This is a genomic window from Paraburkholderia sp. HP33-1, assembly GCF_021390595.1.
Taxonomy (GTDB): Bacteria; Pseudomonadota; Gammaproteobacteria; order Burkholderiales; family Burkholderiaceae; genus Paraburkholderia.
Map to the genome: position 1 here is coordinate 892,539 of NZ_JAJEJR010000002.1, position 19,509 is coordinate 912,047.

The window sequence follows — 19,509 nt, forward strand, 5'->3', positions numbered from 1 at the left end:
CGGCCAGAACGCCCGGCTGGCGGGGCTTCGCGAGCGGTTGGCGATAGCGTGTCAGAGCTGTGGCGGGCGTGAGACGCGCGAGTGGCGAGCGCAAGGTTCGCTGTCTGAACGCGTCAGCGCGACGTCTCAGCGAGGCGCTTGTGCAATTCACGCGTGGCCGCGAGCGGCAGGCGCGCATCATCCCAGCCGGCCAGCCATTCGAGTTCCTTCGCCGTGAAGACCTGACCGAAGTTGCGCAGTGCGTATTGCAGCGAATCGATGATGTGGTTGCGGATGATCTCCGGCGTGCGCTTGTCGTCGAGCACGGCGCGAAACGCTTCGAGTGTGGCCATCGGTTTGCTCCGTTCGGTGGGTTTCGGTTGGATCAACGTTTATCGCATGAAAAAAATGCGCTCGCGAGACGGACAAAATTGCTGTGCGGTGTTGACTCGCGAGGCCCGGCGCCTGGCCGCTACAATGGCGAGTCCTGAATGCGGGCGGCGCGCGCGACGGGGGCCGCTGCGGGCATCTCACACCGTCGTTGCCCGATACCGCGCGTCGCCTCCTTCGAACCTCGCGTCTTTCCCATGCGAAACCCGAACGTGTCTCCTGTCAAAGACCTGCTGCTCAAGCGCTACGCGCCGATCGCCGACGGCATCGCCGCGCTGCTCTATCCCTGTGCCGAAGTGGTGATTCACGATCTGCGCGATCAGACCATCGCGTATCTGGTGAACAATCTGTCGCGGCTCGAGGTGGGCGCTCCGTCGGTGCTCGACGACGCGCACTTCGCGGCGCGCGGCCAGACCATCGGTCCCTACGAGAAACTGAACTGGGACGGCCGCCGCATGCGCTGCGTGAGCAACATCCTGTTCGACGACGACGGCAAGCCCGCGGGCATCCTGTGCGTGAACTTCAACATCGCAGTGTTCGAGGACGTGCGCTCGACGCTCGATCTGTTCATCAAGGGCGGCACGATGACTGACGCGCCCGCCGACGATCTGTTCCGCGACGACTGGCAGGACCGCATCAATACGTATCTGCACACGTGGTTGCGGGACCGGCAGATCGGCATCAATGCGCTGACGCGCGAGCACAAGCGTGAAATCGTCGAGGCGCTGCACGCGCAGGGCGCGTTTCGCGGCCGCAGCTCGGCGAACTACGTGGCCGCGGTGCTGACGATGGGCCGCGCGACCGTCTACAAGATTCTGAAGCAGATGAAGGAGGGCGGCTGAAGGTGCCGCGCTTGCAAATACGTCGATCGAACCCAAAATACAAGGACATGCACCGTGCGTTACCGGCACTACAAAGGCGGCATTTACGAACTGGTCTGCGAGGCCACGCTTGAATCGGATCCGACGGTCACGATGATCGTCTACAAGGCGGCCAACGGTACGATCTGGACCCGGCCGGCGACGGTATTTTTCGAGCTGGTCGAACTGGAAGGCGTCAAGGTGCCGCGGTTTGCGCCGCTTGATATCGCTTGATACGTCCGCTTGATACGTCCATTAACGAGGCAGATGCGTCCCACTCGGACTAACGCACGCTGCCGCAACGACAGGAACAGGAAAACCGAATGCGTCTTTTGCTTGCCATCATTCTGCCGTGGTTTCAGTTTTTCACGATCGGGCGTCCGTTCGCGGGCATCATCTGCCTGATTCTGCAGCTTACGGTGATCGGTTGGGTGCCGGCCGCGATCTGGTCGGTGTATGCGTTGAGCCAGTACAACACGGACAAGAAAATCGCCCGCGCCATGAACAATGGGCGGTAAGACGCTGCATCTGAAGCCGTCGGCGAGCGGGGGCCTCACGCTCGCGCTTCGATCCCACTCAACGCGCCGGTAGCAAGACCGCATCCGGCACTTCGATCACCACGTCGGTTTCGGCGATCGCCACGCACGGCAGGATATAGCCCTCGGCCTTTTCCTCGCGGCTTACGCCCGGCCATTCGATCGAGTAGCGCACTTGCCCGGACTTCATCCGGCACAAGCACGTCCTGCACGTGCCGTTGCGGCACGAACGCGGCAAACGCAGATTCGCAAAACCGGCGGCTTCGAGAATCGTCAGCGAATCGGGTGCTTCGAAGCTCTGGCCGAGCGGCTCGACGCGAATCACAGGCGGGCGGGTGGGGGCGGACATCGTACGGATCAGTGGCTGGGTGCGCGACACTTTACACGGGATCGGACGCCGCTTTATGCCGCGTCGCAACATGCGCCTTCAGTCGCACATTCAAGAAAAAAACGGGGAAATCTTGCACCTGGCGTTAACTCGTCTAAAGTGAATCAATTCACCTCCGCGTGGCGCGAATTGACGATCCCGCGTCGAGGTGAGGGCCCGCGTCGACTGCATGGGACAAGGAGGAAAGAGCGGCGACGCGACAGCAAGCAACCCGCGCGCGCATTACCCTGAGCGCATCGTGCGCGCACTCTTCCAGGTGACTCCCATGCAGATCCTATTTCCGAACGAAGCCCCTGAATATTCAGGTCGCGAACTTACTCTGGCGTTTCCGGCAATGGTCGATGGGCAGAGGGTGGAGTGCATGATCACCGCGGAAGCGCTCGAAGATCACTTTGGCGCCGCATCGCCCCGTCTGGAAGACATGATCGTCGCGTTCGACGCGCACCGGCCCCGCATCGAGGCCGCCACGCGCCGGCTCTTGTCGGAAACGCGCGCACAGTGTCTCGTGCTCAGAAGCGGTTACGTACGTTTTTATGAGGCGAACTGGCGTACCTGACTGACCGGGCGTCATCGACTGGTTGTCGGCATTGAAGCTTCGGCAAGCGTTATTGCTGCCGAAGCGCACAGTTCCGCGTCATCCTCATCCCGGTCGCGCGCAAGCCGTGACCGCGTCAAATCCGTCGGCGGCACGTAGCCGACTTCCATCCTCACTCGCTGCCGAGATAGAAATACCGGAACAGGAAAATCGCCGCGATGATCCAGACGACGAGCTTCACCTTGCGCGCCTGGCCCGTCAGCAGTTTGAGCGCCGCGTACGAGATGAAGCCGAATGCGACCCCGTTCGCGATCGAGTAGGTGAACGGCATCAGCAGCGCGGTCAGCGCGGCCGGCACGACTTCGGTCGCGTCGTCCCACGGCAGGTCGAGCATTTCGCGCAGCATCAGGCACGATACGTACAGCAGCGCGGGCGCGGTTGCATACGGCGGCACGACTTCGGCGAGCGGCGCGAAAAAAAGTGCCGCGACAAACAGCACGGCGACCGTGATCGCGGTGACGCCGGTACGGCCACCGGCCTGCACGCCCGATGCGCTTTCGATATATGCGGTCGTCGACGACGTGCCGAGCATCGAGCCGGCGAGGATCGCAGTGCTGTCGGCGAGCAGCGCGCGGTTCAGCCGATGCATCTGGCCTTCGACGAGCAGCCCCGCGCGGTTCGCGACGCCCATCAGCGTGCCGGTCGCATCGAACAGCTCGACGAGGAAGAACACCAGCACCACGTTCAGCACGCCGCTCGCCAACGCGCTGCGGATATCGAGCTGGAACAGCGTCGGCGCGATCGACGGCGGCGCGGACACGATGCCGTGAAACTGGTTGCCGCCAAAGAAAAAGCTCAGGATCGTCACGCCGACGATGCCGATCAGGATCGAACCGCGCACACGCAGATGATCGAGCGTGACGATGGCGAAGAAGCCGATCGCGGCGAGCACGACGTGCGGGTCATGCAGATTGCCCAGCGTGACGAGTGTCGCCGGATTGCCGACCACGATGCCGGCCGACTTCAGCGAAATGATCGCGAGAAAGAGGCCGATACCACCGGTGATCGCGATCCGGATCGAATGCGGAATGCCCTTGACGATGACCTCGCGCACGCGGAACAGCGTGACGATCAGGAACAGGCAGCCGGAGACGAACACCGCGCCGAGCGCGGCCTCCCACGTATAGCCCATGCCCTTGACGACCGTGTACGCGAAGTACGCGTTCAGGCCCATGCCGGGCGCGAGCGCGATCGGGTAATTCGCGTATAGACCCATGATCAGCGACGCAAGCGCGGCCACGATGCAGGTCGCGACGAACACCGCGCTCTTTGGCATCCCGGCGTCGCCGAGAATCGCCGGGTTCACGAAGATGATGTAGGCCATCGTCAGGAATGTGGTCACGCCGGCTAGCACTTCGGTGCGCAGGTTGGTGCCGACGGCGTCGAAGCCGAAGTAGCGTTTGATCGAGTCCATTTTGCGGGTCTTTTTCTCTCGCGTCGGTCAGAAAGGAATTCTTTGTGATTGGGGCAGTCGCTGCGCGGCCGCGCAAAGCGGCCCGCGCGGCGGTGTTACCGCGGAATTGTAGACACGAATGGCGGCGTCCCGGCGCTGACGTAGGAGCCGGCAGGTCGCCCAGGCCCGTCAGGCGGACGGTTGGCCGCCCGAGTGTGGCGCCGGCGCATCACCGCGCGGCGCGTGGCGTGCGAGCCAGCGATCGAGTTCGCCAGCGAACGTCTTGCCGTCGCGCGCGCTGAAGGCGGCCGGGCCGCCCGTGTCGACGCCGCTCGCGCGCAACTGGTCGAGCATCGAGCGCATCCGCAGCCGTTCTTCGATCGTGCCGGGCGTGTACCAGTTACCGCGCGGATCGAGCGCATGGGCGTTTTTTGCCAGCACGGCGGCGGCCAGCGGAATGTCGGCGGTGATCACGAGATCGCCCGCGGCGACGCGCTCGACGATCAGTTGATCGGCGGCGTCGAAGCCGGCGGGCACCTGGATCGCGCGGATCAGCGGCGACGGCGGTACGCGCAGGAACGCATTGGCGACCAGCGTCAGCGGCATGCCGGTCCGGCGCGCCGCGCGATAGAGCATGTCCTTGACGACGGCCGGGCAGGCGTCGGCATCGACCCAGATTGGCATGGTGCGGGTTCCGGCTGAGTGCGGATGGTTTGCTGCGTAGGGGTTGAAGGGACGGGATGATACCTTGCCGCGGCGCAAGCCGTACCCATGCCGCCCGCGGCGGGCGGCATTCAGGCGGCTGCGGCTACGGAAGCCGCGACCGCGTTACTGCACGTTCATCGGAGTGTCGCCTTGCTGCGCGCGCCGTTGCGCGACGATGCGGCCTGCGCGCTGCGCGTTCTCCGGATAGTTGACCCAGTCGTTCGGGTCGTAGCCGGCGGCGAGCCAGTCGACGAGGTCGGCGCGGACCTGAGCGCGCGTTTTCGGCGCCGACGGGTCGGCGGGCTGCGTCACCGCTTGCGCGTAGACGGTGCTGATACTCACGGCGGCCAATAGCGCGCCGAGTCCAATGCGGGGAAACATGTGCATGATGGGCTCCTGGGGAGCGGGAAAAAACAGCCGGGCGTTCCGGTTTTCCGGTGCGCTCCGGGATCGTCTTATGGTGCCGAAGACCTGTTGAACCGTTCCATGACCGCGCTCACCAGGTCGATCGGCAGCGGAAACACGATCGTCGAGTTCTTGTCGGCGGCGATCGTCGTCAGCGTCTGCAGATAGCGCAGCTGCATCGCCTGCGGCTGCCGCGCGAGCGTCTGCGCCGCCTCCAGCAATTGCCTCGACGCCTGCAATTCGCCTTCCGCGTGAATCACCTTCGCGCGCCGCTCGCGCTCGGCTTCGGCCTGACGCGCGATCGCGCGGATCATCGTTTCGTTGATATCGACGTGCTTGATCTCGACGATCGACACCTTGATCCCCCACGCGTCGGTTTGCGCATCGAGCACCTTCTGGATGTCGGTATTGAGCTGCTCGCGCTCGGACAGCAACTGGTCGAGGTCGTGCTTGCCGAGCACCGCGCGCAGCGTCGTCTGCGCCAGCTGGCTGGTCGCCTCGAAGTAGCGCGCGACCTGGATCACCGCCTTTTCCGGATCGACCACGCGGAAATACACGACCGCGTTGACTTTTACCGAGACGTTGTCGCGCGTGATCACGTCCTGCGTCGGCACGTCGAACACGACTGTGCGCAGGTCCATGCGGACCACCTGCTGCACGATAGGAATGATCAGCACGAGCCCGGGCCCCTTGACCTTCCAGAAGCGGCCGAGCATGAACACGACGCCGCGTTCGTACTCGCGAAAGATCCGCACCGACGACGCAATCAGCGCGGCCACGAGCAGGATCAGGATGCTACTGAAGCCGAATGTGAAGCCGATCATGAGCGTTCTCCTTGTTGTATGACGTCGACCGGGGTGACAGGCATCACGGTCAGCGTGAGGCCGTTGCGCGCCGTGACGCGCACGCTTTGCCCTGGCGCGGCCGGCATCGTGCTCAATACGCGCCAGCGCTCGCCGTGCACACGCGCCCAGCCGGCCAGCGTGCCGCCCGCCACGTGTTCGGGTTCGGGCAGCAGGCCGCCTTCCAGCACCACCCCGACGCAGCCGATCAATGCCTCCGAGCCCGTCACCACCGGCCGCCGCCGCGCGCGCAGCGCGAGCTGCGCCACGCCGAACACGAACGCGGCGCTGAACACGACGACCGCCGCGATCAACGGCAGCGGGATGCCGTAGCCGGGCACTTCGGTATCCATCAGCATCATCGCGCCGACCACGAATGCGACTATGCCGCCGAAGCCGAGCGAGCCGAAGGTCGGCAGAAACGCCTCGCCGATCAGAAAGGCGATGCCGAGAAAGATCAGCCCGAGGCCGACGTAGCTGATCGGCAGCATCTGCATCGCGAACAGGCCGAGCAGCAGGCTGATCGCGCCGACCACGCCGGGCAGCACGAAGCCCGGATTCGCGAATTCGAAAAACAGGCCGTACATGCCGAGCATCAGCAGAACCAGCGCGACGCTCGGATCGGTGATCACGGCGAGAAAGCGGCTGCGCCAGTCGGGTTCCAGCGTGATGAGCGGCGCATGCGCGGTCTGCAGTGTGACGCTGCCGGCGCTCGTGACGATCGTGCGGCCGTTCAGCTGGCGCAGCAGGTCGGGCACGTCGCGCGCGACGATATCGACGACGTGCTGCGCAAGCGCTTCTTCATTGGACAGGCTCACCGCTTCGCGGACCGCGCGCTCGGCCCAGTCGGCGTTGCGGCCGCGCATCTGCGCGAGGCCGCGGATGTAGGCGGCGGCATCGTGGAGCTGCTTGCGCATCTCGGTCGATTGGGTGTCGAGCGGCAGGGCGCCGGCGGCTTGGGGCGACGCGTTAGGCGACGAAGCGGCGGGTGCGGACGCGCTGCCAGGCAGCGTGTGCATGTCCGGCAGTCCCGGCGCACCCGGCGGGCCGCCACCCGCGGGCGGCTCGTTGCCGCCGATGCCCATCTCGATCGGGGTCGCCGCGCCGAGGTTCGTACCCGGCGCCATCGCCGCGATATGGCTCGCGTAGACGATGTAGGTGCCGGCGCTGGCGGCGCGCGCGCCGCTTGGTGCGATGAAGGTCGCCACGGGCACGGGCGAGGCGAGGATCGCCTTGATGATCTGTCGCATCGAGGTATCGAGGCCGCCGGGCGTATCGAGCTGCAGCACCGCGAGCTGCGCCCGCTGGGTGGTGGCGCGCTGCAAACCACGCACGATGAAATCGGCGCTGCCCGGCCCGATCGCGCCGTTGACCGGAATCACGACGACGCTGTTCGCGGTCGCGGCGGCGAGGCTTGCCGCGCTCGCCGCGTTGGCCGGCTGCACCGGCGCCAGCGCTTCGCGGGTCGCGAAGCCGATCGCGCATAGCGCGCCGAGCACGGCGATGCCGCGCATCAAACGGTCCACGATGCCGCCGCGGATAAGCGGCCTGCGCGAACCGGACTGCCGGAGCGGGAGACGCGGAGACGTGTTCATCGCTGACGGCCGCCGCGCCTGCCGGTGTGAACCGGTGGCGCGGGCCGATACCTCGCTCAAGGCTGGCCTGTTGCCGCTTAAAGCTTAGTCCGATTCGGCGCGTCGCGTGAGATCGGCCCCGGCGGTCCGGGCCGGCCGATAGTCGGCCGGCCGCATGCCGGTCCATTTGCGGAACGCGCGATGAAACGCGCTCGGCTCCGCGAAACCGACGGCGTTCGCGATATCGGCGATGGTGCGCTGCGTGCGCTGCAGTTCGGCGATGGCGATGTCGCGCCGCAGCGCGTCCTTGATCGACTGATACGTGTGGCCCTCCTGCTTCAGATACCGCCGCATCGTCGCCTCGGCGACGTGCAGGCGCGCGGCCATCTGATCGGCGGCAGGCCAGTTCGACATCGGCAGCGCGCGCAGCGTTTTGCGCACGCTCGCGGCGAGCGAACCCGGATTACGGTACTTGACGATGAAGCTGCCTGGCGCTTCGCGCAAAAACGGGCGCGCCGAGCGCGAGGTCTGGATCACCGGCAGTTCGAGAAAGGCAGGGTCGAGATCGACGTACGACTCGGGCTCGTCGAAATGCATGTCTTCGCAGAACATCAGCCGGTACTCGTGCGCGGCGGGCGGCGCAGCGCAGCGAAAGCGCGCCTCGAGCAACGGAATGCGCCGGCCCACGAGCCAGCACACGAGCCCGTACACGAGGATGAAATACGTCGCGTAAGCGAACATCGCGGGCTTGCGTGTGCCCACGCGTTCGATGAACTTCAGGCGCACGCGTTGCGCGTCGGTGTCGATCGTCGCGCCGAGATCGTCGAGCACGAGCCGCATGAAGCCGACCGCGCGCGAAAGAGCTTGCGCGCCGTTGCGCGCGCCGAGCGCCATCTGCGTCATCGCGATGAAGCTGCCGCATTTCATCGGATGCGAGTCCTGGCCGAAGAACTCGTCGTCGAGTGCGCGTGCGATGCCGGCCCACAGCGCGCCATATTGCGCCGACGACACACGGCTTTTCGGCGACGCGAGCATCGGTGCGGCGATGCCGGCCGCTTCCGCGAGCGGTCGCGTGTCGAGCCCGCGCGCCTTCGCAAGCGCGAGCGTTTCCTCGACGAGACTGACGGAGATCGTGCCTTTGTCGCTTTTCATCGGGTTCCGGTGGGTCTGGCAAAAGCGCTCAGCGGTGGCGGGTTGCGGTTTCTCAAGCCCCTGACATAACGGGGCGCTGTGCACCCCGCTGTGCACCCGTATGGTAGCAGTATGGTAAAGGCGCTCAGCAAGAATGAGCGGAGCTGGCATCGAGCGGCGCCAGCCGCTTGCCTACACTTGCCGCATTGCCGCGATCGCCGGAACGCTCGTCAGCACCAGCGATGACGCAGTCACGGACAGCCGTGTTTGATGGTGCCGTTTGAGCGCACAATAGCCTCGCCGCCGGTGCCTGGTCGAGGCACAGCGGCGGCAACAAAAAAAAAGACCGGGCAAAACAGGAGACGACGATGACAGCAGCGAAAGCCTTTCTCGAAGCGCGCGATCTGCTGGTGCGCCATCGCACCGACTACGACCGTGCGTACCGCGAGTTCGCATGGCCCGCGCTCGGTGAGTTCAACTGGGCGCTCGACTACTTCGACGAAATCGCGCGTGATAACGACAACCCCGCGCTGTGGATCGTCGACGATCCTTCAGGCGACGGCCTGCGTCTGTCGTACGCGCAGATGTCGGAGCGCTCGTCGCGGATGGCGAATTTTCTGCGCGGCGCGGGCGTCGGCCGCGGCGACCGCGTGCTGCTGATGCTGCCAAACCGGGTCGAGCTATGGGACGTGATGCTCGCCGCGATGAAGCTCGGTGCGATCGTCCTGCCCGCGACCACACAGCTATCCGCCGATGACGTGCGCGAGCGCGTGCAGATCGGCGGCGCGAAGTGCGTCGTCGTCGATAGCGCGGAGCTGGGCAAATTCGATGCGCTCGACCTGCCGCTCACACGCTTCTCGGCCGGCGCGCCGCGCGACGGCTGGATCGATCTCGCCGCCGCGTACGAGGCCTCGCCGCATTTCACACCGGACGGCGTCACGCGCGCCAGCGATCCGCTGCTGCTGTACTTCACGTCCGGCACCACGTCGAAGCCGAAGCTCGTCGAGCATACGCATCAGAGCTATCCGGTCGGGCATCTGTCGACGATGTACTGGATCGGCCTGCAACCCGGTGACATCCATTGGAACATCAGCTCGCCGGGCTGGGCCAAGCACGCGTGGAGCTGCTTCTTCGCGCCGTGGAACGCGCAGGCCTGCGTGTTCGTGTTCAATTACGCGCGCTTCGTCCCGAAGGACACGCTCGCCGCGCTCGTGCGCTTTAACGTCACTACGCTGTGCGCGCCGCCGACCGTCTGGCGCATGCTCGTGCAGGAGCGGCTCGGCGATTATCCGGTGAAGCTGCGCGAGATCGTCGGCGCGGGCGAGCCGCTGAACCCGGAGATCATCGAGCGCGTGAAGCACGCGTGGGGTATCACGATTCGCGATGGTTACGGCCAGACCGAAACGACCTGCCAGATCGGCAATTCCCCGGGCCAGCCGGTCGTGTCCGGCTCGATGGGGCGTCCGCTGCCGGGCTACCGGGTCGAACTGCTCGACGCCGACGACCACCCCGTCGGCGAAGGCGAAATCGCGCTGACGCTCGCCGCACGGCCGCTAGGCTTGATGACCGGCTATGCAAACAATGCGGCCGCGACCGCGCAGGCGATGCGCAACGGCTTCTATCGCACATCGGATGTTGCGCTGCGTCGTGACGACGGCTACTACGTGTACGTCGGCCGCTCGGACGACGTGTTCAAGTCGTCCGACTATCGTTTGAGTCCGTTCGAACTCGAAAGCGTGCTGATCGAACACGAGGCGATCGGCGAGGCGGCCGTCGTGCCGAGCGCGGACGCGTTGCGTCTGTCGGTGCCGAAAGCGTTCGTCACCGTGCGCCAGGGCTACGAGGCCGGTCCCGAACTCGCGCGCGCGGTGTTCGCGTTCTCGCGCGAAAAACTCGCGCCGTACAAGCGGATTCGTCGCCTGCAATTCAGCGAACTGCCGAAGACGATCTCCGGCAAGATCCGCCGCGTCGAGTTGCGGCGCCGCGAAATGGAGCGCGCGGCGGAACCCGCGCGTCTGCCCGACGAGTACTGGGAAGAGGATTTTCCCGATTTGCGTTGACTGTCTTGATTGAAGTTCGCCCGCCATTAGGTATGCCTGGCATTGGGGCGCTGTTACGAAGTATTGCAATTGCAGCTATATCTGAGGTCGGGTTATCCGATCTACTATGCGATACCAGAGGACATCCTGAAGGCCGAAGTCATGCGGTTCTGCGCTGCGCCGTGGGCGCCGGGAACGGTGCATGCTTGAGGTTTAAGGTTGCTCCGACGCGAATCGCCTCACACGAAGCGATCCGCGCCATAACGCGGCGCGTCGCGCCGCACCTTGGCTGTTTCGTTGCAACGCCAGCAGGCAACTCCACAGTCCAAACCAGCAGGAAGGCATCATGGACAAGAATCGTGTAGAAGGTACGGCGAAGGAACTGAAGGGGTCGGTCAAGGAAGCGATCGGCAAGGTGACCGGCAATCGCGCGAAGCAGGCCGAAGGAGCGGCCGAAAAGATAGCCGGGCGTATGCAGGCGAGAATCGGTGAAGAGGCCGATGAACTGCGTGAGCGTGTGAAGAGTTAGCGCGCGCCGCAGCTTCACCGACCCGGATTGGAGCGCATCACGTCAGGCACGCAAGCCGTGCGCTGACGCACCACGTGCGAGGCTTTTCGCACGCCGTCGGTGCGCGCCGCGTCGCGCCGGACTCGCATCGCCCATTCGAGGACGCCTCATGCTGGGATTCGACGTCGGCGCGGCCAGGAAAGTCTGGACCGCGTTTCTGATCGGTCTGCTGTTTTTCATCATCTACATCGCGTCGACGACGGTGCTCGTCGTCGTGTTCGCGGTGTTCTTCAGCTATCTGATCTACCCGATGGTGGCGCTGGTTGAACGCGTGAGGCCGCGCCGCGTGCCACGCGTCGCGTCGATCGCATTCGTGTTCGTCGTCGTGGTCGCGCTGCTCGCGGTGGTGGGTTCGGTGTTCGGCGTGGAATTGCAGGATCAGGCGTCCCGCCTCGTCAAGCAACTGCCCGCGCTGCTGCGCACTGACGTGCAGAACCGCCTGCCGCTGCCGCATTTTCTCGAACCGTTGCGCGAGCGGATCCTCGATTTCGTGCGCAGCCAGATCGAGACCGGCTCCGACAAGGCAGTTCCGCTGGCGCGCAGCGTCGGGCTCGGCGTCGTGCATGCGGCGAGCAACGTGATCTATCTGGTGCTGATTCCGATCCTGAGCTTCCTGCTGATCAAGGACGGCGAGAAGATGCGCGAAGCGTTTCTCGCGCTGATGAACCGGCCGCATCGCATGCTATGGAGCGAGATCGTCGACGATGTGAACGTGCTGCTGTCGAAGTACGTACGCGCGCTGCTGCTTCTGTCGCTCGCCACGCTGCTGTGCTACGGGGTTGCGTTCTCGTTGTTCGGTGTGCCGTACGCGTTTCTGCTCGCGGTCAGCGCGGCGCTGCTCGAATTCGTGCCGTTCGCGGGGCCGCTTGCCGCGATAGCGATCACGCTCGTGGTCGCGGTGTTCAGCGGCTTTCCGCATATCTTGTGGCTGCTGCTTTTTATCGGGCTGTATCGGCTGTTTCAGGACTACGTGCTCAATCCGTATCTGATGAGCGAGGGCGTCGAGGTCAGTCCGTTTCTGGTGATCGTCGGACTGCTCGCGGGCGATCAGCTTGGCGGCGTCGCGGGGATTTTTCTCGCGGTGCCGGTGATCGCGGCGCTCAAAATCGTGATTCGCCGGGCGCAAATGTTTTACGCGGAGTCGCACGAGCAGGGCGACGCCGCGCGGCACGCGCTGACGGGCAGAGCCGACGACGAGGCGTAGCGCAACGCGCGAGGCATCGTCGCGCCGCGCGCCATGTGCACGTGACAGGCGCAGGTCGGTTTTACCGCATGAAACGCGCAAGCGCGAGCACGTAGACGGCCGATACCGCGAGCTGCGCGATCGTCACCGGCAACCCGTAGCGAAGGAACCGCGCAAAGGTGACGGGCTTGCCTTCGCGCTCGCAGATTCCCGCTGACACGATGTTCGCCGAAGCACCAACGAGTGTGGCATTTCCGCCGAGCGTCGCGCCGAACATCATGGCGACGAACACCGGAATGGTGGCCGCTGGCCACTGCGTGAACTGATCCGACAGCGCGACCTCGGGCACGAACTGCGCCGTCACCAGGTAACCCTTGACCATCACAATCGACGCGGCGGCTACGGGTACATTGGCGAGCAGTGAAGAGAGCACGCCGATCCCCGCGATCATCGCCAGTGCAACGAGCGACAGTTGCGTACCGAACACCTGATAGAGCTTGAGCGACATGACCTGAAGAAGACCTGTCTTCGCCATTGCCTGAACCAGACAGAAGATGGACGCGAGGAACAGAAGGGTCTTCCAGTCGACGTCGCGCAGCACGTTCTCAGTCGGCTCGATCCTCGCCGCGTAGCCGACCAGCAGCGCCAGCGCACTGGCAATCAGCGCGACCACGGGCGGCACGATGCGCGTGGGCAGATTTTCGCCAAACACGAACAGCACCATCATGGCCGCCAGCACCGCGAGTGACACAGCTGCGTACACGGGTCTTGTGATTCGCGCAGCGTGCTCGGTGGGCGGTAAGCTCCTGCGGACTTTCCAGATATCGCGCATCAGGAAAGGCAGCAACGGCACGATCACAAGCAGCGCCAGCAGTCCGCCTGCACTAACGCGGTTCAGATATTCGCCGAACGTCATGCCGATCGAGCTGCCGACGAGGAACGTCGCCGGATCGCCGACCAGCGTCAGCAGCCCGGCTGCATTACTGACTATCGCGGTCAGGATCATCGGTGGAACGATGTCTACGTCGAGGGCCACCGCCACCCGGATGATAATCGGCGCGATCAGAATGACCGTGGTTGCATTCGGCAGGAACGCACACAGCGGCGCGACAATCACGATCAGCAGAAGCAGGAAGCGTCTGCCACTCCCGCCGGTCGCCCGAAGGTACAAGTCGCCGATCACGTCGAAGAGACCCGTTGTCGACAGGATGCGGGCGACCACCATGCCTCCGAACAGCAGGCTGATCGGTCCCGCCGCGATTCGGGCCGCCGCGAGAAGATCCTGCTCGTCGAGTATGTTCAGCGCAATCAGCGCGCACATGCCGACCAGCGCCGCCACGGCCATGTCGATCACATTGAAAGCGATCGCGAGGATGACGGCCGAGAAGACCCCGACGACGATATAGACCTGTAGATCGCTCATGTGGGCCTCGCGTGACCTATCGAACTGGCGGCGCGTACATCAGGCCGCCATGCGTCCACAACGCGTTGATTCCACGCTCGAGGCGCAGAGGACTGTGCGCTCCGACGTTCCGGTCGAACATCTCTCCATAATTGCCCGCGCTTTGCAGGGCCCGTAGCGTCCAGCCGGGTTCGACGCCGATCGTCCGGGTGACCGAGTCGTCGGGCACGAGCGCCTGCTGAACGGCCGGCTCGCTCGTGCGCGCCTGAAGGTTTTCCCGTGTCACGCCAAGTTCTTCGGCTGCTATCAGCGTCAGGAGCACCCACCGGACGAGCGTAAGCCATGGTTCATCACCGCCACGCACGACGGGTCCAAGCGGCTCCTTCGCAATCCTTTCGGGAAGAATCGCAAAGGCCGCTGCACCACCGGGTGCGCGCAGGAGTAGCGCCTGCAGGTAAGACGAGTCCGCCGAGTACGCCGCACAGCGGCCCGCGAAGAATGCGCGGCTCGAGTCGTCCGCGGAATCCATCACCAGGGGCTTGAGATTCAATCCGTTTGCGCTCGAATAAGCGATCAGATGATCGAGTGTGGAAGTGTCCTTCTGCACGCACACCGTGCTCCCTTCGAGCGATGCAACCGACTGCTTTTGACCCTGGCCTGGAACCATGAAGGCCTGGCTGTCATAAAACAGCACGCCCGCGAACTGCACCTTCAATGCGCCCTCACGAAGCAATGTCCAAGTCGTATTGCGCGAGAGGACATCGATCTGGCCTGTCTGAAGCGCTGGAAATCGCGCGGACGCCTTGAGCGGGACGAACGCGACCTTGTCCCTGTCGCCAAGCGCCGCCGCGGCCAACGCGCGGCAGAAATCCACATCGATACCCGCCCAATGTCCGGCGGTGTCCCGGGAAGAGAAGCCCGTAATGCCCTCGCTCACGCCGCAGCGCAGCACGCCACGCGCCCTCACATTGATCAGGGTCTCTCCATCGGCCGCTTCCGCATCCGACAGAGCGCCGGTCAAGGCGAGCAACACGCCAAGCAGTATCGTGCCTACGATTCGGGCCGCGTGGGTCATGAGTTCGTCCCCCGAACATGCCGTTTGATGTCCTGGTTCGATTCAGCGCGAGAGTCGGTCTGGACAAGACCGCCACAAGGGCTGCGAGTTGATCCTGATCAGTAACTCACAGCGAACGGGCACTGAACGTTACCTAAGCCACATTGGCGCATGGTTTCCAACTGGTCCACAGGCAAATCAATTCCTACATTGAAAGGCGCATCGTCTCGTGTTGACGCAGATCAAAACGACGCGGCCGCGGACCCTTAAAGTCGATCTCGACTGTCCCGGCGAACCCTGTCGCCTGCGACGGATCAGCAGCGGGTAACGCAATTTCCTCACGACAGGTGGAGATATGGGTTTCCTTGCCTGGCTATCGGGCCAAAAGCACGCGCAACATCCACAAAGCGGGACTGTGCGCCTCGATGAAATGATCGATCGCGCCATCGCGGTCAACCCGCGTTTGCGACTGGCGCAGCGCCACAAGGAACGGCTCGGCTACGCAGTCGCCGTTTCGCTGGACTACATCGACAGATTGACCGCCTCTTTGCCCCCTTCGCATGAGGCCAATGCGGCTGCCTGGTCCACTGATCCATTCATTCGCGCATTCTTCGCCACGCCTGATGATCTGGCTAAGATTTTCAGCCGTTCGGAACAACTGCGCGGCTTCTTCGCGCAAAATTCCGACCTTACCCACGCATACGCGACGCTCGGCATGGCGATGTACGAGCGACGCGTACTCGGCGTTGCGCTCGAGGGCGAGCTGGTGCGCCATGACGTCGCCCAGACCAAGCTGTGCTTCAGCGACCATCGCATCATCATCTGCGGTCGAACGGAGACCGACCTCCGCGACGAAATTGCGCGGCGGCTGGTGGACCAACTGGCGCTCGAAGGGCTAGCCCGACTCGCTGTAGATCGACGTGACCTCGTCGCGAAAGGACGCGAGCTTCTCGAAGCGCGAGTGGCTTTGCTCGAACGCCGCGGCGTGGGTATCCGCTCGGTGCTCGGAGATCGACCGGATGCCGATGCTGACGAACTGGCCCGGCTGGAGGTTCAGATTGAAGAGAACGCCCGCAACCTGGCTGCCCTTCGCGTTCCAACCGAGGCGGTCGAACTTGAACTCGATCGGGTTTGCGACGTTTACTCCCATCCCACCGACCACTTGTATGTCGAAAGACGCAGCATTCGTCTGGATCTCATGAACGTGATCAGACAGGACGATACTCAGGCGAGCCACGAAATCGAGTTCCGAGTTGCTCGGATTCCTGGTGATCCACCCCGGACGCGCGCATTCGCACTCGTGCGTTATCCTCGTGCGGAACTGCTGCGAGCCGGATTGCATATCGACGCCGCGATGCGTGCACTGTGACGTCGCCATCCGGGCTCATTGGCTGAGTACCCATTGCACGAGCGTGTGCGCGTCCCCGGCCGACAGCGGCCCGCCGCGCTCGACTGCCGGCGGCATCGGCGTATCGCCCCAGTGCGCCTTGCCGCCGAGCCGCAGCTTCTGCTCGAGCATCGTTTGCGCGTCGGGCACGTTGCGATAGTGCTCGGCGATCTGCTGGAACGACGGCGCGAGAAACGGCGCATCGCGTGTATGGCAAAACATGCAGTGCTGCTGATCGACGAGCGCGCTCGGCTCGGGTTCGCCGTAGGCGAGGCCGGCTGTCAGCGCAAGCGCCGCGCATATGAGTAGACGATTTCGGATTCGCACGATCACGGCAAAGCTCCCGCACCAGAAATAAGATCAGTGTACGGATGGCGAATCGGTGCTGGTTGACCTCGATCAAACGTATCAGGACACGACATCGGCCAGTGGCCGCCGCGGCGCATGGCTCACACGCGGGCCGCGTCCGACACGAAGCAGAAGCTGCGGGACCGCATCCGTGTGCAGCAGCGTGCGGAGCCGCTCACGCAGCGGGTCCACTTCGATCGGCTGGTTCAGATAGATTGTGTTGAAAAAGTCGCCCGGCATGCGGATTGTTGGGTATCCTGGAAGCCATCGATCGACGGGAGTGATTCGTCATGATGGGTCAACTGGGCAGCGGACAGGACAAACTCTTCTACTCGTTCAACCTCGATAGTCACGTCCCTCGCGAGCACCTGTTGAGAGGCATCGATCACTTTCTTGATCTGCGTGATCTACGCCAGCATCTTGCGCCGTTCTACAGTCCCATGGGACGGCCATCGATTGATCCGGAGCTCATGATCCGCATGTTGATTGTGGGCTACTGTTTCGGCATCCGGTCCGAGCGCAGGCTATGCGAAGAAGTGCATCTGAATCTGGCGTATCGATGGTTCTGCCGCCTGGGCCTGGAGGACGCCGTACCCGAACACTCGACATTCTCCAAGAACCGCCACGGTCGCTTCCGCGATAGCGATGTGCTGCGCCATGTGTTCGAGTCGGTACTGGGTCGGTGCATGTCCGAAGGGCTCGTAAAGGGTGAAGGATTCGCGATTGACGCGAGCATCATCAGAGCCGACGCGAGTTCTGTACGCGGTGTTCCGGGTTCTGAACCCATCGACTGGGGTTGTGTCAAGGGCCAAAGCCGTGCCGTGCGGGAGTATCTGGAAGCGTTGGAAGAAGCGAATCCAGCAGGCACCGAAGCGGCGGAGATGACAGAGTCATCGACGCCTCCAAAGAGGATATCCCTGACGGATCCCGCTGCGAGCTGGACAGCCGCCAAGGGTGGCTTGCCGTTCTTCGCCTACTCGACCAATTATCTGATTGACCTGCAAGCAGGGATCATCGTTGACGTCGAGGCGACGCCCGCGAACCGTTCCCACGAAGTGGAATCAACCAGGACGATGATTGATCGCGTTGAGCAGCGGCGCGATCTCAAACCTCGACGTCTTGCAGGCGACACCGCGTATGGCTCAGCAGCGATGCTTGCCTGGATGATCGAAGAGAAGGAAATTGCACCACATGTTCCGGTCTGGGATAAAACGACGCGCAAGGACAATACATTGTCCAGCAGCGAGTTCCGATGGGATGAACTCGCTAATGAATATCGCTGTCCTACCGGGCACGCACTACGCAGTGATCGGCGCAAATTCAGGAATCCGCGCTCGCGCATCACGAAGGCAGACACGATCATCTATCGGGCAAGCCCGCTCGACTGCGGGAGCTGTTCGATGAAGGAGCGCTGCTGCCCGAATACACCATTCCGCAAGATTGCCCGCAGCATCCATGAAGCTGCACGCGACGAGGCCAGGCGTATTGCGAAGACGCCTGAATACAAGCGATCTTGCCGTGAGCGAAAGAAGGTGGAAATGCTCTTTGCGCATCTCAAACGCATCCTGAAACTGGACCGTTTGCGACTGCGAGGTCCAAGCGGTGCTCATGATGAGTTCCTGATGGCAGCGACTGCGCAAAACCTGCGAAGAATGGCCAAGCGGTTCATGCCTGGAAGCAAGCAGATGAACCAGACCGTTGCATGACGAGCAACGGGGGACCGTTGCCTCGTTCAAGGTCGCCGCTTCGCCGATCGCCACAACTCGAAAACGTGCTGCGAACTCCTGCGTCTCCGACCAAAACAAGACTTTTTCAACACAATCGATAGGAAGCGGTCAGTCCCGCGGATGCCGCGACCAGCAGCATCCGTTCGAGCGCCTGTCCGGCCGCAAGCCATGCCTCGCGGTCGTCGCGCATCGTGGCAATGCCGACCATCAGCGGCGAGCCTTGCACGAGATGCTGATGCGTGGCAGCCTGGCCCGCCCCCGCATCGATTACGCGGACGGCCAGGGTGACGAGCGGCGCCGCGAAATCGAGCAGCGCGCCAACAGCCGTACCGTAAGCGGGCATGCCGTCGTCGCGTCGCAGCGGATGGACCCAGCTGGCGAGCTCGCGCCTGAAACGCGGGTCCGCGAACTGCGCATGATCGGCGTCGGCGATCAGTTGCGCGAGCGCCTCGCGCGCGGGCTGTTGCTCCACGCAGCAGGCAATCGCGCCCTCGTCGTCGCAGGCGTCGTGAAGCTTGCGTTGCAGCGCCGCCGGAACGGGTTCATCGACGAACGGCGCACGCGTCGTCACGCGCACCGTCAGCGCGTCGAAAAGATCGTGCAACTTTGGGTCGCGAGGCCCGTCGCGCGACACGCGTACGTGCGCAACGATGTCAGGATCCGCTTCCGACGGAAACAGCGTGATCGCATACGCGAGACCGAGACGGCACAGCGCCACGCGAAGATTGAACAACGCCGCGCCGCAGCTCATCAGAAGTTCGCGATCGAAAGGATCGACGACGGGGAGCGCGCGCATGCGGTCGGCGCAGAGCTGTACCGTCTCGCCGTCGACGATGAACCGCCACGGTTGGGTGTTGTGATTCGACGGCGCGAGCACCGCATAGTGCAGCGCAAAACGCAACTGCTGCTCCAGTGGCGTGGAGGGGGGGAAGTGCGGTTCGCCGATTTCCCAGGCATCTTGTCGAGCGGTATCGGTCATCTCGAAATCTCCTGTCGGATCGTG

Annotated in this window: 21 protein-coding genes and 1 pseudogene; 9 read left to right on the top strand and 13 right to left on the bottom strand. The window is 63.8% G+C overall.

The genetic code is table 11. The annotated features are described in order from the left end of the window. Nucleotides 1–113: 113 nt before the first annotated feature. Nucleotides 114–332, bottom strand: coding sequence for a hypothetical protein (locus tag L0U81_RS20085; RefSeq protein WP_233805265.1), 219 nt, complete (start codon nt 330–332; stop codon nt 114–116). Between the two features lie 234 nt (nt 333–566). On the opposite strand from L0U81_RS20085, the gene L0U81_RS20090 reads away from it, so the two are divergent. The 3 genes from L0U81_RS20090 to L0U81_RS20100 all read left to right on the top strand — a co-directional run bounded on the left by L0U81_RS20090 (nt 567) and on the right by L0U81_RS20100 (nt 1,747). Continuing rightward, the gene (locus tag L0U81_RS20090) at nt 567–1,211 is read left to right on the top strand and encodes a helix-turn-helix transcriptional regulator (RefSeq protein ID WP_233805266.1); all 645 of its coding nucleotides are present in this window, start codon (nt 567–569) and stop codon (nt 1,209–1,211) included. 54 nt (nt 1,212–1,265) lie between these two features. Next, the gene (locus L0U81_RS20095; protein WP_233805267.1) at nt 1,266–1,463 is read left to right on the top strand and encodes a DUF1653 domain-containing protein; all 198 of its coding nucleotides are present in this window, start codon (nt 1,266–1,268) and stop codon (nt 1,461–1,463) included. An 89-nt stretch (nt 1,464–1,552) separates the two neighbouring features. After that, on the top strand, nt 1,553–1,747 hold the full coding sequence (locus L0U81_RS20100; RefSeq protein ID WP_233805268.1) for a YqaE/Pmp3 family membrane protein: 195 nt from the start codon (nt 1,553–1,555) through the stop codon (nt 1,745–1,747). Nucleotides 1,748–1,805: 58 nt separating this feature from the next. Here the strand turns inward: L0U81_RS20100 and L0U81_RS20105 are convergent, their stop codons facing one another. Continuing rightward, nucleotides 1,806–2,114 (bottom strand): 2Fe-2S iron-sulfur cluster-binding protein, encoded by a 309-nt coding sequence (locus L0U81_RS20105; RefSeq protein WP_233805269.1) that lies wholly within the window; start codon nt 2,112–2,114, stop codon nt 1,806–1,808. Nucleotides 2,115–2,418: 304 nt separating this feature from the next. On the opposite strand from L0U81_RS20105, the gene L0U81_RS20110 reads away from it, so the two are divergent. Beyond that, on the top strand, nt 2,419–2,709 hold the full coding sequence (locus tag L0U81_RS20110; protein WP_233807864.1) for a DUF1488 domain-containing protein: 291 nt from the start codon (nt 2,419–2,421) through the stop codon (nt 2,707–2,709). A 151-nt stretch (nt 2,710–2,860) separates the two neighbouring features. Here L0U81_RS20110 and L0U81_RS20115 read toward each other — a convergent pair whose 3' ends face one another. The 6 genes from L0U81_RS20115 to L0U81_RS20140 all read right to left on the bottom strand — a co-directional run bounded on the left by L0U81_RS20115 (nt 2,861) and on the right by L0U81_RS20140 (nt 8,819). Next, nucleotides 2,861–4,162: an NCS2 family permease gene (locus L0U81_RS20115; RefSeq protein WP_233805270.1), complete on the bottom strand. Its 1,302-nt coding sequence runs from the start codon at nt 4,160–4,162 to the stop codon at nt 2,861–2,863. Nucleotides 4,163–4,330: 168 nt separating this feature from the next. Then, the gene (locus L0U81_RS20120; protein WP_233805271.1) at nt 4,331–4,825 is read right to left on the bottom strand and encodes a YaiI/YqxD family protein; all 495 of its coding nucleotides are present in this window, start codon (nt 4,823–4,825) and stop codon (nt 4,331–4,333) included. A gap of 144 nt (nt 4,826–4,969) precedes the next feature. Continuing rightward, nucleotides 4,970–5,233: a DUF4148 domain-containing protein gene (locus L0U81_RS20125; RefSeq protein WP_233805272.1), complete on the bottom strand. Its 264-nt coding sequence runs from the start codon at nt 5,231–5,233 to the stop codon at nt 4,970–4,972. Nucleotides 5,234–5,301: 68 nt separating this feature from the next. Further along, nucleotides 5,302–6,075 carry a slipin family protein gene (locus L0U81_RS20130; protein WP_233805273.1) on the bottom strand — a complete coding sequence of 258 codons (774 nt, stop codon included), beginning with the start codon at nt 6,073–6,075 and terminating at the stop codon, nt 5,302–5,304. Continuing rightward, nucleotides 6,072–7,688: an NfeD family protein gene (locus tag L0U81_RS20135; RefSeq protein WP_233805274.1), complete on the bottom strand. Its 1,617-nt coding sequence runs from the start codon at nt 7,686–7,688 to the stop codon at nt 6,072–6,074. The genes L0U81_RS20130 and L0U81_RS20135 overlap by 4 nt, the downstream gene beginning before the upstream one ends. Before the next feature lie 84 nt (nt 7,689–7,772). Further along, nucleotides 7,773–8,819, bottom strand: a complete 1,047-nt coding sequence (locus tag L0U81_RS20140; RefSeq protein WP_233805275.1) for an AraC family transcriptional regulator — start codon at nt 8,817–8,819, stop codon at nt 7,773–7,775. A 347-nt stretch (nt 8,820–9,166) separates the two neighbouring features. On the opposite strand from L0U81_RS20140, the gene L0U81_RS20145 reads away from it, so the two are divergent. From L0U81_RS20145 to L0U81_RS20155, 3 genes are all read left to right on the top strand, one after another. Then, on the top strand, nt 9,167–10,858 hold the full coding sequence (locus L0U81_RS20145) for an AMP-binding protein (protein WP_233805276.1): 1,692 nt from the start codon (nt 9,167–9,169) through the stop codon (nt 10,856–10,858). A 325-nt stretch (nt 10,859–11,183) separates the two neighbouring features. Then, nucleotides 11,184–11,366 (top strand): CsbD family protein, encoded by a 183-nt coding sequence (locus tag L0U81_RS20150; protein WP_233805277.1) that lies wholly within the window; start codon nt 11,184–11,186, stop codon nt 11,364–11,366. Nucleotides 11,367–11,514: 148 nt separating this feature from the next. Further along, complete coding sequence (locus L0U81_RS20155; protein WP_233805278.1) at nt 11,515–12,609, top strand: AI-2E family transporter; 1,095 nt, start codon at nt 11,515–11,517, stop codon at nt 12,607–12,609. Between the two features lie 61 nt (nt 12,610–12,670). On the opposite strand, the gene L0U81_RS20160 is transcribed toward L0U81_RS20155, so the two are convergent. Both L0U81_RS20160 and L0U81_RS20165 read right to left on the bottom strand, forming a co-directional pair. Then, nucleotides 12,671–14,011, bottom strand: coding sequence for an SLC13 family permease (locus L0U81_RS20160; protein ID WP_233805279.1), 1,341 nt, complete (start codon nt 14,009–14,011; stop codon nt 12,671–12,673). Between the two features lie 16 nt (nt 14,012–14,027). Then, entirely contained in the window at nt 14,028–15,065 is a 1,038-nt protein-coding gene (locus tag L0U81_RS20165) for an amino acid ABC transporter substrate-binding protein (RefSeq protein ID WP_233805280.1), read from the bottom strand. A 334-nt stretch (nt 15,066–15,399) separates the two neighbouring features. Between L0U81_RS20165 and L0U81_RS20170 the strand changes: the two genes are divergently transcribed. Beyond that, entirely contained in the window at nt 15,400–16,413 is a 1,014-nt protein-coding gene (locus L0U81_RS20170) for a hypothetical protein (protein WP_233805281.1), read from the top strand. A 15-nt stretch (nt 16,414–16,428) separates the two neighbouring features. On the opposite strand, the gene L0U81_RS20175 is transcribed toward L0U81_RS20170, so the two are convergent. Then, the gene (locus L0U81_RS20175; RefSeq protein WP_233807866.1) at nt 16,429–16,734 is read right to left on the bottom strand and encodes a c-type cytochrome; all 306 of its coding nucleotides are present in this window, start codon (nt 16,732–16,734) and stop codon (nt 16,429–16,431) included. A gap of 105 nt (nt 16,735–16,839) precedes the next feature. Continuing rightward, a pseudogene (locus L0U81_RS20180) lies at nt 16,840–16,992 on the bottom strand (Acg family FMN-binding oxidoreductase); the annotation flags it as partial. Between the two features lie 77 nt (nt 16,993–17,069). Here L0U81_RS20180 and L0U81_RS20185 point away from each other — a divergent pair. Further along, nucleotides 17,070–18,485, top strand: a complete 1,416-nt coding sequence (locus L0U81_RS20185; RefSeq protein WP_233805282.1) for an IS1182 family transposase — start codon at nt 17,070–17,072, stop codon at nt 18,483–18,485. A 106-nt stretch (nt 18,486–18,591) separates the two neighbouring features. Here L0U81_RS20185 and L0U81_RS20190 read toward each other — a convergent pair whose 3' ends face one another. Next, nucleotides 18,592–19,485, bottom strand: a complete 894-nt coding sequence (locus L0U81_RS20190; RefSeq protein WP_233805283.1) for an Acg family FMN-binding oxidoreductase — start codon at nt 19,483–19,485, stop codon at nt 18,592–18,594. Between the last annotated feature and the right edge of the window lie 24 nt (nt 19,486–19,509).